Origin of the sequence: Pseudomonas sp. TNT3, assembly GCF_010095445.2 — a bacterium.
In the GTDB taxonomy this organism is placed as follows: Bacteria; Pseudomonadota; Gammaproteobacteria; order Pseudomonadales; family Pseudomonadaceae; genus Aquipseudomonas.
In genome coordinates, this window is record NZ_WFGV02000058.1 from 1 (window position 1) to 12,467 (window position 12,467).

At 60.9% G+C, this 12,467-nt stretch carries 13 protein-coding genes; 6 read left to right on the plus strand and 7 right to left on the minus strand.

The genetic code is table 11. From position 1 onward, the window contains the following. A partial coding sequence (locus tag GBC55_RS24990; RefSeq protein ID WP_247266998.1) for a LysR substrate-binding domain-containing protein occupies positions 1–747 on the minus strand: 747 nt, incomplete at its 3' end. A 139-nt stretch (positions 748–886) separates the two neighbouring features. On the opposite strand from GBC55_RS24990, the gene GBC55_RS24995 reads away from it, so the two are divergent. The 3 genes from GBC55_RS24995 to GBC55_RS25005 are packed head-to-tail and all read left to right on the plus strand — an operon-like array spanning position 887 to position 3,981. Next, positions 887–1,651 (plus strand): SDR family oxidoreductase, encoded by a 765-nt coding sequence (locus tag GBC55_RS24995; protein ID WP_162441185.1) that lies wholly within the window; start codon positions 887–889, stop codon positions 1,649–1,651. 22 nt (positions 1,652–1,673) lie between these two features. Continuing rightward, on the plus strand, positions 1,674–2,489 hold the full coding sequence (gene aroE / locus GBC55_RS25000) for a shikimate dehydrogenase (RefSeq protein ID WP_162441186.1): 816 nt from the start codon (positions 1,674–1,676) through the stop codon (positions 2,487–2,489). 55 nt (positions 2,490–2,544) lie between these two features. Continuing rightward, positions 2,545–3,981, plus strand: coding sequence for an MFS transporter (locus GBC55_RS25005; RefSeq protein WP_247266999.1), 1,437 nt, complete (start codon positions 2,545–2,547; stop codon positions 3,979–3,981). A 113-nt stretch (positions 3,982–4,094) separates the two neighbouring features. On the opposite strand, the gene GBC55_RS25010 is transcribed toward GBC55_RS25005, so the two are convergent. Then, complete coding sequence (locus tag GBC55_RS25010) at positions 4,095–4,790, minus strand: TrkA family potassium uptake protein (RefSeq protein ID WP_208525557.1); 696 nt, start codon at positions 4,788–4,790, stop codon at positions 4,095–4,097. Further along, the gene (locus tag GBC55_RS25015) at positions 4,780–6,108 is read right to left on the minus strand and encodes a potassium transporter TrkG (RefSeq protein WP_162440481.1); all 1,329 of its coding nucleotides are present in this window, start codon (positions 6,106–6,108) and stop codon (positions 4,780–4,782) included. The genes GBC55_RS25010 and GBC55_RS25015 overlap by 11 nt, the downstream gene beginning before the upstream one ends. A gap of 353 nt (positions 6,109–6,461) precedes the next feature. On the opposite strand from GBC55_RS25015, the gene GBC55_RS25020 reads away from it, so the two are divergent. The 3 genes from GBC55_RS25020 to GBC55_RS25030 are packed head-to-tail and all read left to right on the plus strand — an operon-like array spanning position 6,462 to position 8,555. Further along, complete coding sequence (locus GBC55_RS25020; protein WP_162440482.1) at positions 6,462–6,656, plus strand: hypothetical protein; 195 nt, start codon at positions 6,462–6,464, stop codon at positions 6,654–6,656. Next, a complete protein-coding gene (locus GBC55_RS25025; protein ID WP_162440483.1) occupies positions 6,653–7,906 on the plus strand; it encodes a molybdopterin-dependent oxidoreductase in 1,254 nt (417 codons plus the stop codon). Before GBC55_RS25020 ends, GBC55_RS25025 begins: the two co-directional genes overlap by 4 nt. Positions 7,907–7,916: 10 nt before the next feature. Next, a complete protein-coding gene (locus GBC55_RS25030; protein WP_162440484.1) occupies positions 7,917–8,555 on the plus strand; it encodes a c-type cytochrome in 639 nt (212 codons plus the stop codon). 13 nt (positions 8,556–8,568) lie between these two features. Here GBC55_RS25030 and GBC55_RS25035 read toward each other — a convergent pair whose 3' ends face one another. The 4 genes from GBC55_RS25035 to GBC55_RS25050 all read right to left on the minus strand — a co-directional run bounded on the left by GBC55_RS25035 (position 8,569) and on the right by GBC55_RS25050 (position 12,377). Beyond that, positions 8,569–9,342 (minus strand): TSUP family transporter, encoded by a 774-nt coding sequence (locus GBC55_RS25035; protein WP_162440485.1) that lies wholly within the window; start codon positions 9,340–9,342, stop codon positions 8,569–8,571. 103 nt (positions 9,343–9,445) lie between these two features. After that, positions 9,446–10,516: a YeiH family protein gene (locus GBC55_RS25040; protein ID WP_162440486.1), complete on the minus strand. Its 1,071-nt coding sequence runs from the start codon at positions 10,514–10,516 to the stop codon at positions 9,446–9,448. Positions 10,517–11,100: 584 nt separating this feature from the next. Then, positions 11,101–11,400: a DUF6506 family protein gene (locus GBC55_RS25045; RefSeq protein ID WP_162440487.1), complete on the minus strand. Its 300-nt coding sequence runs from the start codon at positions 11,398–11,400 to the stop codon at positions 11,101–11,103. A gap of 23 nt (positions 11,401–11,423) precedes the next feature. Beyond that, a complete protein-coding gene (locus GBC55_RS25050; protein ID WP_162440488.1) occupies positions 11,424–12,377 on the minus strand; it encodes a bifunctional enoyl-CoA hydratase/phosphate acetyltransferase in 954 nt (317 codons plus the stop codon). Positions 12,378–12,467: the final 90 nt, after the last annotated feature.

Here is a 12,467-nt window from a genome sequence, read left to right on the forward strand (position 1 = left end):
CGCCGATGCGGCACCGCTGGGCAGGATGCCGATGCCGAGGCCGGCCGCCACCAAGGCCAGTTGCGTCGTGAACTCGCCCATTTCCCGGGCGATCGTCAGGGTGATCTTGCGTCGTTGAAAACCGGCCAGCATCTGGTCGTACAAACCGGGGGCGAACTTGCGCGCCAGTACCAGCACCGGGCATTCGGCCAGGTCCTGGGGCTGTATGCGACGCTTGGCGCACAGCGGGTTGTCTTGCGGCAGTGCCACCACCAGGGATTCTTCGAAGAGCATGCGGGTGTGCACGCCGGGCACGTTCAGCGGCAAGCGAACCAGGCCAAAGTCCAGGGCATTGTCCAGCAACGCCCGGGCCTGAGGCAGTGAAGGCATGTCCTTGAGTTCCAGTTCGATGCGCGGATAGCGCTCCTCCAGGGTGCGCACGAGCATCGGCAACAAATGCGACAGCGTCGACGACACAAACGCCAGGCGCAACACCCCGACCTCCCCGGCTGCGGCTTGCTGTAACACCTCGCGGGCACGCCCGGCCTGGCGCAACGTTGCGAGGGCTTCGGGCAGGAACAGCGCGCCCTCCTCGGTCAACTCGACCCCGTGCCGGTCACGCTCGAACAACTGCGCACCAACATCGTCTTCCAGCGCACGGATCTGCGCACTCAAGGCCGGCTGGACGATGTGCAGCCGCGCCGCCGCACGACCGAAGTGCAGCTCCTCGGCCAGGATCGAAAACGCCCGTAAATGCTTGAGTTCCATGCTTCCTCCCGATGCGTACCGCTTCCTGGTGATCACGAGGGGTGATCACGGGATCACCATAAACGATTGGCGTGTCAGCGCGATAGCGGTTGAAAGTGGCTCCATTGCCCATTCATTTATCCAGGACAGGGAGACACCCATGATCGACAGCTTTCGTCTGAACGGACATCGAGCGCTGATCACCGGTTCGGTACGCGGCATTGGCCTGGCTTTGGCTCGCGGGCTGGCACAGGCTGGCGCCCAGGTGGTGCTCAATGGCCGCGATGCCGAACGCGCCCAAGGTGCTTGCGCGCTGTTGCGCGATGAGGGCCTGGATGTCGATTACGCGGTGTTCGACGTGACCGACCACCAGGCCGTCGCCACCGCCATCGAAGCGCTGGAAAAACGCCTGGGGCCCATCGACATCCTGATCAACAACGCCGGGTTGCAACATCGTCAGGCACTCCAGGACGTCAGTGCCGAAGACTGGCACCGGTTGATGAGCACCAACCTCGATGGCGTGTTCAATGTGTCGAAGGCGGTGGCCCGGCACATGATTACTCGCCGGCGCGGCAAGATCATCAACATCGGCTCGGTGCAAAGCGAGCTGGCCCGCCCTTCCATCTCGCCCTATGCCGCCAGCAAGGGCGCTGTGCGCATGCTCACCCGTGGCATGTGTGCCGACTGGGCCGGCCATGGCCTGCAGATCAACGCCCTGGCCCCCGGCTATTTCCAGACCGAGCTGAACCAGGCACTGGTCGACGACCCGGCCTTCTGCGAATGGCTGGTGAAACGCACCCCCGCCGGGCGCTGGGGCCGTGTCGAAGAACTGTGCGGCGCCGCTGTTTTTCTCGCTTCTTCAGCGTCCGACTTCGTAAACGGCCAGACCCTTTTCGTCGATGGTGGCTTGACCAGCGTCGTCTAACTCTCACGCCAAGGAATCCAGCATGCCCCACTCCCTGCCAACCCTCTGCGGCTCCATCATGGGATCGCCGTTTTCGCTCTCGGCAAAGATCCACAACGCGGCTTACGCGGCGCTGGGCCTGGACTACACCTTCGTCTGTTTTGGCGTCGAAGACCCGGTGGCCGCCGTGGCCGCGATTCGCACCCTGGGCGTGCGCGGCATGAACGTCTCCATGCCCTACAAAACGGCGGTGATCGAGCATCTGGATGCCATCGACGAAGCGGCCCAAGTGATCGGCGCGGTCAACACCATCAACAATGTCGACGGCGTGCTCACCGGCTACAACACCGATTACCTGGGCGCCATCCGCGCCCTGGAGGAAGTCACCGAACTCAAGGGCAAGCGTATTGCCGTAATCGGTGCCGGTGGTGCTGCGCGGGCGGTGGTTTTCGGTTGCTTGCAAGCGGCGGCCGAGGTGACGGTGTTCAACCGCAGTATCGATCGCGGTGCCGCCTTGGCCGAGGAGCTGGGCGCTCGCTGGGGCGGCCATGTCGAGGCGTTCACGGCCGAAGCGTTCGACATCGTTATCAACGCGACTTCCGTGGGTTTCAAGCAACCGGACAGCAACCCGCTGGACGGCCGCCTGGCCAGTCACTTGATCGTCATGGACGTGGCGTTCATGCCGGTGCATACCGCGCTGCTTCTGCAAGCCAAAACGCTGGGATGTCGCACCGTGGCCGGCACTCGCATGTTGGTGCATCAGGCGTGTCGACAAATCGAGTTGTACACCGGAAAAGAGGCACCCATCGACATCATGGAGCAGGCCATGCTCCAGGAAATACAGCGATTGAAGTTGTAAGCCATCCAACTACCCGTCAATAACAAGATGCCATAAAGGCACCTGGAGGCACCCCATGACTCACGATCATTCAACACCCGACATCGCCTTGATCCCCGACGCGCCAGAGCGCAAGAAAGACCTGCACCGCGCCGCCTGGGCCTGCTCTCTGGGCAGTGCCCTGGAGTACTACGACTTTGCGCTGTACACCCTGGCGGCGGCATTGATTTTCGGGCCGCTGTTCTTTCCCGAACAGACCCGGGCCATGAGCCTGATCGCCAGTTTCGGCACCTACTTCCTGGGCTTTGCGATACGGCCATTGGGCGGCGTGCTGTTCGGCATGATCGGTGACCGCGTCGGACGCAAGTTCGTGCTCGCGTCGACGGTGTTGTTGATGGGCATTTCCAGCACGCTCATCGGTGCACTGCCCACCTTCCATCAAGTGGGCTATTGGGCACCGGTGATGCTGGTGATCCTGCGTTTGCTCCAGGGGCTGGGCGCGGGTGCCGAACAGGCTGGCGCCGCCGTGATGATGACCGAGTACGCGCCCGAAGGCCGGCGTGGTTTCTACGCGGCCCTGCCGTTCCTCGGTATCCAGTTGGGCACCATCCTCGCGGCGCTGGTGTATTTCCTGGTGGTGAGCAGCAATGACAATGTGATCGAAAGCGGGCTGTGGCGTGTACCGTTTTTCAGCAGCGTGGTGATCGTTGCACTGGGCCTGTACATGCGTCTGTCGCTCAAGGAATCGCCGACCTTCATCCGCCTCAAGGCGCTCAAGCGCGTCTGCGACAACCCGCTGAAAAGTGCGATGAAACACTCCAGGCCCACCTTGTTGATCGGCATCGGTCTGCGCCTCGGGGAAAACGGCGGTTCATCGATTTACCAGGCCCTGGCGGTGAGCTACATCGTGGGAGTGGTCGGCCTGCAAGGACCGGTGGGTGTGCTGACGCTGATCTGCGCCGCCAGCCTCGGCGCGCTGACCGTGCCGATTGCCGGCAAGCTCAGCGATCGCTTCGGTCGAGTGGTGGTCTATCGCGCCTTTGCGCTGGTGCAGCTCGCACTGGCGTTCCCGGTGTGGTGGGTACTCAGCCAGGGCAATGTGGTGGCGAGCATCATTGCGATTTCCATCGCGCTGGGCATCGGTACCTGGGGCATGTTCGGCACCCAGGCAGCGTTGTTGCCCGAACTGTTCGGCTCGCGCCACCGCTACATGGGGGTTTCTATTGCCCGGGAAGTGTCGGCGGTGATCGCGGGGGGCATCGCGCCAATGATCGGTGCCGGCCTCATCGCCCTGGTGGTGGCCAGCCACGACGGCGACCCCGCGGCGGGTGTCGGCGCCTGGCTGCCGATTGCCTGCTACCTGACGCTGCTCACATTGATCACCCTGTACGCCACGTTCAAGACCCCGGAAACCCTCAACCGCGACCTTGATGAACCCCGTGATGCCTGGGAAATGGCCACCGCGGGAACAGAGATGCCGGTGCAGGCCAGCACCAACGCACGCACCGCCTGACGTCGTCGCGTCCAGGACCAGGGTCGGCTCGCTGGTATAAAACCGCCCCCTCTCACTCGGGAACTTTGGACCCGGTGAACGGCATCCTGAGTTGGGTAAGGTTCACTCTCAGGTCATGTTGAGACACCGGCAAATTTCTGGATCAGGTGGGTTGGGCCGGACACAATGAGCAGATCACCTGGCAAGATCAGGGTTTTAGGGGTGGCGTGCTGGAAGTCTTGACTGGCGCGTTTCAACCCCACGACCGTCACACCGAATTTCTCACGGATTTGGGCGTCAGCGAGCGTGGTGTTGTGGCTTGGCAAGGGGGAGTGAATCTTGGCAATGGCAAAGCCGTCGTCGAACTCGATGAAATCGATCATCCGTCCGGTAATGAGATGAGCTACACGCTCCCCCATTTCCTTCTCCGGGTAGACCACATGATGAGCGCCGATACGCTGGGCTATCTGTCCATGCTCGGCAGTCCGTGCCTTGACCCAGATATCGGGAATGCCCAGTTCGGTCAGTGCCATGATGGTCAGCAAACTGGCCGCCATGTCGGTGCCTATCCCAACAATGGCGTGAGCAAAGTCGGCAACGCCCAATTGGCGCATGACCATCAGGTTGGTGGAGTCGGCCTGTACCGCATGAGTCAATAAATCGGCCCAGTCATGAACAGGAGCAGCGTCTCGATCGATACCCATCACATCGTGACCCAGTCGCATCAGCGACTGAGCCACGGAACCGCCAAAGCGGCCCAGGCCGATCACGACCACGCTATCCCCCTTGGAATAGGCAAACTGATCGGTAAACAGAAATTTAGCCAACAATGGGTTGCTCCTCTGGATAGCGGTAGGGCATGCGACGTTCACCCATCGCCAGTGACACCGCCAGGGTGATGGTGCCGACTCGTCCGACATACATCAGCACCGTCAGCACAAGCTGGCTCGACGTGGGGAGTTCGGCGGTGATACCCGTGGACAAACCGACGGTACCAAACGCTGAAATGACCTCGAAGATCACCTGGTCGGTGGGGATGTTTGTGTCACGCAGGATGAAGAGCGTCGCCAGCACGATCATGACGCTGCCCAGAACAAGTACCGTGATCGCTTGACGTTGGGCCTGGGCCCCGACCCGTCGGCCAAATGCCTCGGTGTTAGTGTGTCCACGAATTTCGGCAATGACCAACAAGGCAAGGATGGCGACAGTCCCCACTTTGACGCCGCCCGCCGTTCCCGCGCTGCCGCCCCCGACGAACATCAGAAAGTAATGCACGGCCCAGCTTTCACGAGTCAAAGCGCCAATATCGATGGCGTTGAATCCAGCGGTGCGTGCAGAAACGGATGCGAATGACGCCGAGAGTATTTTATCGGTTAATGCCATCGGACCGAGGGTGCCCGGGTTGGACCACTCGAACAACAGCAACGCAGCCCACCCCCCAAGTAACAGGATTGCAGATCCAGCCAAGGTTAGTTTGGTATGCAGCGACCAACGACGGGGCTGGTTGAACCTGTTGCGTAAGTCGTGCAACACGGGGAAACCGATGCCGCCAATAATGATTGCAGCCATGATTGGCGAAAGAATCCAGCCATCCGACGAAAAACGCATCAGGCTGTCGGCATGCAGGGAGAAACCGGCGTTATTGAAAGCTGAGACCGCATGGAACAGGCCGCTCCACGCAGCATCGGACCACGGTAGGTCGTAGGCCCAATGTAATCTTGATGTAAGCCATAAAGTCGTGACGAGTTCCACGGCGAACGTCACCACCAATACCAGTTTGGCCACGCTGGCAATGTCACCCAATCCCAACGATCGTGACTCCAATTGCGCGACCATTTTGGAGCGTAGACGAAAGCTGCGGTTGACCATCAAGCCGAGCAAGGTCGCTACCGTCATGATGCCGAAGCCACCTAACTGGAACATGACGAGAATCACGGCCTGGCCGAAGGTAGACCAGTGAGTACCCGTGTCAACGACGACCAATCCGGTGACGCAAACAGCCGACACCGAGGTAAAGAATGCAGTCATCCAAGGCGTCGCAAGTCCTTCGGCCTGGGATAGCGGTTGCATCAGAATCACGGTGCCCGCCAGTATCGCGGCGAGGAAAACCAAGGCGACGACTCTGGCGGGATGAAGGAGTAATTTCATTTAGCATCAGAACTCAGTCATTTCGAGAAAAAAGGCTGTCAGCAACGGCGCTCGCAAACTCAACCAGATGTCAGTATTTGAGCCGCTTATGGTGAGCCTCAATGGGATTTTGAAGGGCGGGCGATAGTGACAGTCATCTCCGTTCTTTGCTAATCCTTGCCTGTTTTCTTTATGGCTGGAAGTTGCAATATATTTCGTAGTGAAGCATGTAATTGGCCATACAGCCTCCTCACCCGATCCCGCTGACGGCGCAAAAACGTTGACCGTGCAGCGCCTGTTCGGACAGATGGATTATCTTCGAACGCCAATGCTGGCATTTTTACAGCGAGGCCGCTGAGGACCAGCAACCGGGCATGAACTGGCTCTATGCATTCAGTCACAAGGACCCGAAGGTAGCTTTCTGGGGGATCTTCCCTAAACTTGGCGCGGGTTACCTGATTTCCAATTCCGGTGAATATCCAATAGGAGGAATAACCCGACGCCTCGCTGCCCTGACGGGAAGCGGTCAATTGCATCTCATTAATAAAACCAAAGAGAGTGCAGGATGAAGTTCGATTTTGTAGAAAACAGCAATCCCAGCCGCCGACGCGTTCTACGCGATGCCTTGACCCTGGCAGTGGCGGCCTCTCCGCTGGCGAGCCTGGCCAAGGCAGCCACCGAAACGACCGATACAAACCCTGATGAAGTGACTTTTGCTGCCGGCCCGCGGCCGCTGGTGCAATATCCGCAGAAACGACCGTTGACTCTGGTGACCACCCGCCCGCCGCACCTGGAGACGCCCTTCCCTGTTTTCAACGAGGGGCCGATCACGCCCAATGACGCCTTTTTCGTGCGTTACCACCTGGCCAATTTTCCGCTGAGCATCGATCCGGACAGCTATCGATTGGCGATCAAGGGTTCGGTCGACACGCCGCTGTCACTGTCCCTTGCAGAGCTCAAAGCCCTTGCCGAACCGGTCGAGGTCGTAGCCGTCAATCAATGCTCGGGTAACAGCCGTGGCTATTTTTCGCCCCGCGTGTTCGGTGCCCAATTGGGCAACGGTTCGATGGGCAATGCTCGCTGGGTGGGCGTGCCGCTGAAGACGGTGCTGGAAAAGGCCGGCGTGAAGGCCGGCGCCGCGCAAGTGACCTTCCGTGGGCTCGACAAGCCAGTCCTGCCGAGCACCCCCGAGTTCATCAAGGCCCTGGACATCAGCCATGCCATGGATGGCGAACCCATGATCGCCTGGTCCATGAACGGCACTGATTTGCCCTTCCTCAACGGCTACCCGATACGCTTGGTGGTACCCGGTTATTTCGGCACGTATTGGGTCAAACACCTGAGTGAGATCGAAGTTGTCGACACGACGTTCGACGGCTTCTTCATGGCCAAGGGTTACCGCGTACCGGACAACGATTGCTTTTGCGTCGCCCCTGGCACCGCAGCGGCGAAAACATTGCCGATATCCAGGTTGCCGGTGCGCAGCTTCGTCACCAGCGTCCAGCACGGTGACGTTCTGCCGCTGGGGATAAACGTGGAGCTCAAGGGCATAGCGTTCGATGGCGGCGTGGGGGTCAACAAGGTGGAAGTGTCGATTGACGGTGGCCAGCGCTGGCGCGAAGCCCGACTCGGGCAGGACCTGGGCCGTTTCTCCTTTCGTGAGTGGACGCTGGCGATCACGTTTTCCAGCAAGGGCGCCACCCAGTTGATGGTGCGCGCCAGTAACAGTGCCGGCGAGACGCAACCGCTGCAAGCCGATTGGAACCCCGGAGGCTACCGCCGCCACGTCGTAGAAACCTACCACCTGACCGTCGCTTGAGGAGGCCCGCATGAAACGTTTGACCACCCTGCTCTGCGCCGCCCAAGTGTGTCTGGCAACCCTGGCCAGTGCAGCGCCATTGGCGATCAAGTTGCCGCCTGAAACGGCCGTATTCAAACCCAGTGAACTGCCCGGCTACGCATTGGCCCAGCAGAAATGTTCCACCTGTCACTCTGCCGATTACATCAACTTTCAGCCCCCCGGGATGACCCTCGCACAATGGACTGCCGAGGCGAGCAAGATGCAACACGTGTACGGCGCTCCGATCAGCGATCAGGACGTGAGCATGATCGGCGCCTACCTTGCGGTGACGTATGGCAGCGCCAAGGCCAGCGACACCGAGGTGCAGACCGCGTCGAATCCGCCGGCGGCCCAGCCCTCGGCGGCACCGGTCGCCAACGTCGACGCCAAGACGTTGCTGCAGAACAACGGGTGCCTGGCCTGCCATGCGATTGATCACAAGGTAGTAGGCCCGGCGTATCACGATGTCGCGGCCAAGTACGGGAGTGACCCGCAGGCACTGACCCGGATTACCGCGAGCATTCAACAGGGCAGTTCCGGCAAATGGGGGGAGATGCCCATGCCGCCTTTCGCACAGCTAAGCCCGGAAGATCTGAAAACCCTGGCGACGTTCATCCTGCATCAGTAAGTCCAACCAGGATTCATGCCGAGGTTGCAGCCAGCAGCCCCGGCACTGAATCCCAGATCAAACTGACGCCTGCCAGCGCCATCAGCACGAAGACCAGCCATCGCACGGTGCGCGGCGACAACTTCGGCGGATACCGGCGCACCAGCCAACTGACCAGCACCACCAACGGCAACGCTTCGGCACTCAACAACAACGTCGACATCTGCATCTGTCCTTGGGCGACGACCAGGCCAAGGCGCGTCGCTGCGTTCGCCGAAAACACCGTGATCAGGGTATTGCGGATGATTTCGTAACCCAGAGGCTGGCGATACAGGTGATAAACAATCGGCGGCCCGCCGCTGGAGAACAAGCCATTGAGCAGGCCGCACAGGCCGCCGGCCAGCCAGAAGGAAGGCTGTCGGGACAGGCGTTTTTTCGGTTTGTTTTGCACCACCAGCATGAGGCTGGCCGCGACGATCAATATGCCGAGCAGCAGGCGCAGCCAGGTCAGCTGACTACCACTCAACGCCTCGAGCCCCCACACCCCCAGGCTGACGCCGAGCAGACTGCTGAGCAACACCGGCATCAGCACCGCGCGGTCCAGCTGCGGCTTCGGCCCGCCCAGCGTACCCATGGCATTACCCAGGGTGAGGATGCTGATCACCACCGCCACTTCGGAGAGCGGCACCATGTGCAAGGACGCGACCAGGCCCATCAGGATCAGGCCGAAGGCAAAGCCGGTGAGACTCTGGGCAACGGTTGCCAAGGCCACACAACAAAGAAAAATCAGATGCACTTGCAGGCTCATGTTGCCCCTTTTGCTGGTTAAACCAGAATGCCGCCGCACAGTGAATGTGTCGGCGGCAGCCTGGTGATCGGACGGGGCGATGCCAGTCACCCAGGACGCTGGCTCATCCCAGCCACTTCACCGCAAACAGGATGATCGTCGCGAGAAACAGCGTTTCACTGACGAGCAGGGTCGCCGGACGCCAGCCCACTTCCAGCAGCGCCTTGAGTGAAGTTTTCATGCCCAGGGCGGCAATCGCCGTCACCAGGCACCAGCGCGACACATCGCCGGCTAACGCCTGCATCTGCGTCGACGCAATGCCGCTGCTGTTGATGGCGACAAACAGCACGAAGAAGATGATGAACAAGGGCAACGGCAGTGCCGGGCGCGGACCACCATCGCCGCGCTTGCGCAGCAGCAACGACAGGCTGAAAACGATGGGCACCAGCATGGCCACGCGCAACAATTTGACCACGGTCGCGGTGTCGCCGGTTTCTTCCGACATGCTGTAGCCAGCACCGACCACCTGGGCCACGTCGTGAATGGTTGCGCCGAGGAAGATCCCGGCCTGATGGGCGTCCAGGCCGATCCATTGGGCGATTGGCGGGTAGGCAATCATCGCGATGGTGCTCAGCGCGGTGACGCTGATCACGGTGAAGATGATGTTGCGTTCGCTGTCCTTGTCCTGGGGCAATACTGCGGAAATGGCCAGCGCCGCCGAGGCGCCGCAAATGCCCACGCTGCCGCCGCTGAGAATGCCGAAGTCGCGGGATTGGCCGAGCATTTTAGAGAGGATGATGCCGAACGTTATGGTCAGGAACACCGCACCAATGACCACCGCCATCAGCGTCCCGCCCAGGGAGAGAATCTGCTCGACTGTGATGCGCATGCCCAGCAGCGCCACGCCACCGCGCAGGATGGTGCTGGAGGTGAAGCGAATCCCTGCGACCGCACGCCCCTCTTGAGAAAGAAAGCCCAGGGCCATGCCCAGCAACAGGGCCATCAGCATCACCGGGGCACCGTAATGCTCGGACAGGAAAGTGGCGCTGGCGGCGACCACCATGGCGGCGATGATGCCCGGCAGTAACAGGCTGAGTTTCTGCTGGCGGCGTACCAACCAGGACGTCGACGGCTGCGCCGTGTCCGGCAACGGACTGCGCACGGGAGGGATTGTGTGGTGTTGTTTTATTGTCATGTGCTCACCAGAACCCTGTGGTTATGAAATCACTGGATTTCGATGCTAGAGAAAACGCCGTCCTCTCATTAGGACCACCTCGAGGTGGTGTTAGGGGCCAGTCTGTGGAGGTGTTTTTGGGTAGGGGCGCGGCGGGGTACGGGTGCTTCGGACGCTGTGATGTCTGCTTGGATAAACGGGGGACGCTTCGCGCCCCAACGCAGGCTTCGCCAGCTGCTACAGGGAGCGGGGGTTCGCGGGTTATGGAGCGGGTGGGCTTGGTGTAGCAGCTGCCGAAGGCTGCGTTCGACTGCGCAGCGGTCGCTGTCCGGACGCTGTGATGTCTGCTTGGATAATCGGGGGCCGCTTCGCACCCCGACGCAGGCTTCGCCAGCTGCTACAGGGAGCGGGGGTTCGCGGGTTATGGAGCGGGTGGGCTTGGTGTAGCAGCTGCCGAAGGCTGCGTTCGACTGCGCAGCGGTCGCTGTCCGGACGCTGTGGTGTTCGCTTGAAAATCGGGGGACGCTTCGCGACCCAACGCAGGCTTCGCCAGCTGCTACAGGGATTGTTGTACGCCGCGCTTGTGCGGCTGGGGCGGGCCTGAATCAGTCAGCCAACTGCTGCAGGCGCTCTCGTGTTTCAGGGCTGTACTGCACGGCGGCCACTGGCACCCGATCGTCGATGGCTGTGCGGATCTGCTCGACTTCGGCCTCGGTGAAGGCGCCGCACAGTTCAATCAATTGCACATGCCGGGTCAACAATTCCTGCGCCACCAGCAGCGCTTCCTCGACACTCGCAACGCCGCACAGTGTCGCGGCAAAGGTCTCGGACTCGAGGCGCCCGTTATGGGTGAGGAACTGCATGCCTGGCGCCTTGAAGATAAAGCCATAACGTTGCACAGCCATCGTGGTGCTCCTTGGATGATTGCTTAGCCAGCCGCCAGCAGGCGACTGCGCGTCTGCCGACGATAATCGATAAAAATGGAAGCCAGCGCGCAGGACGCCAGGCGCGCTTCCAACGGGTCGGCACGGGAGGTAAGAATGATCGGCACCCGCGCGCCCAGGACCAGGCCGGCGGCCGTGGCACTCATGAAATAAACCATTTGTTTGAACAGGAAATTACCGGCTTCCAGGTTCGGCACCAGCAAGATATCGGCATGGCCCGCGACCTCGCCGCTGATGCCTTTGATCCGCGCCGCTTCCAGCGACACCGCGTTGTCGAACGCCAGCGGGCCCTCGACGCAGGCATCACCCAAGGCACCGACTGCCGCCAGTTTGGCCAGCTCGGCGGCATCCTGGCTGGACGGCATGCTGCGCGTCACTTCTTCGGTACCGGACAGTACGGCCATGCGCGGCTTTTCATAACCCAAGGCGTGCATCAGTTCGATGGCGTTGCGGGCGATATGGATCTTGTCGATGATCGTCGGTTGCACGTTGATCACCGCATCGGTGATCGACAGGGCTTTGTCGCTGCCCGGCAGTGTCATGTGAAACACATGGCTGAGACGGCTGGGGCCGCGCAGTCCGGCTTCACGCTTGAGTACCGCGCGCAGCAGGATGTCTGTGTGCAAATGCCCCTTCATGATCGTTTCCGCGTCACCGGAACCCGCCAGCAGGCAGGCCATTTCAGCGCACTGTGCGTCGTCACTGGCATGCATCACACGCAGGCCGTGCAGGTCCCAGTCGAGTTCTTCGGCCAGGGCACGGATCTGTGCCTGATCGCCGACCAGTACCGGTTCTATCAGCCCTTCCTCGCACGCCCGTTTGGCACTGCTCAAACTCAACAGATTGACCGGATTGACCACCGCCGTGACCACGCGCGGCAGTGCCTTGGCCCGATCAAGCAGGAACGCCGGGCATTCCGGTGGAATGGTGCTCAACATGATTGGATTCCTTGTCGTTCACGGTAGAAACCGCGATCCCCTGTGGCGAAGGAGTTCACCCCCCTCGCCATGGGCATTGAATGCAGGTGT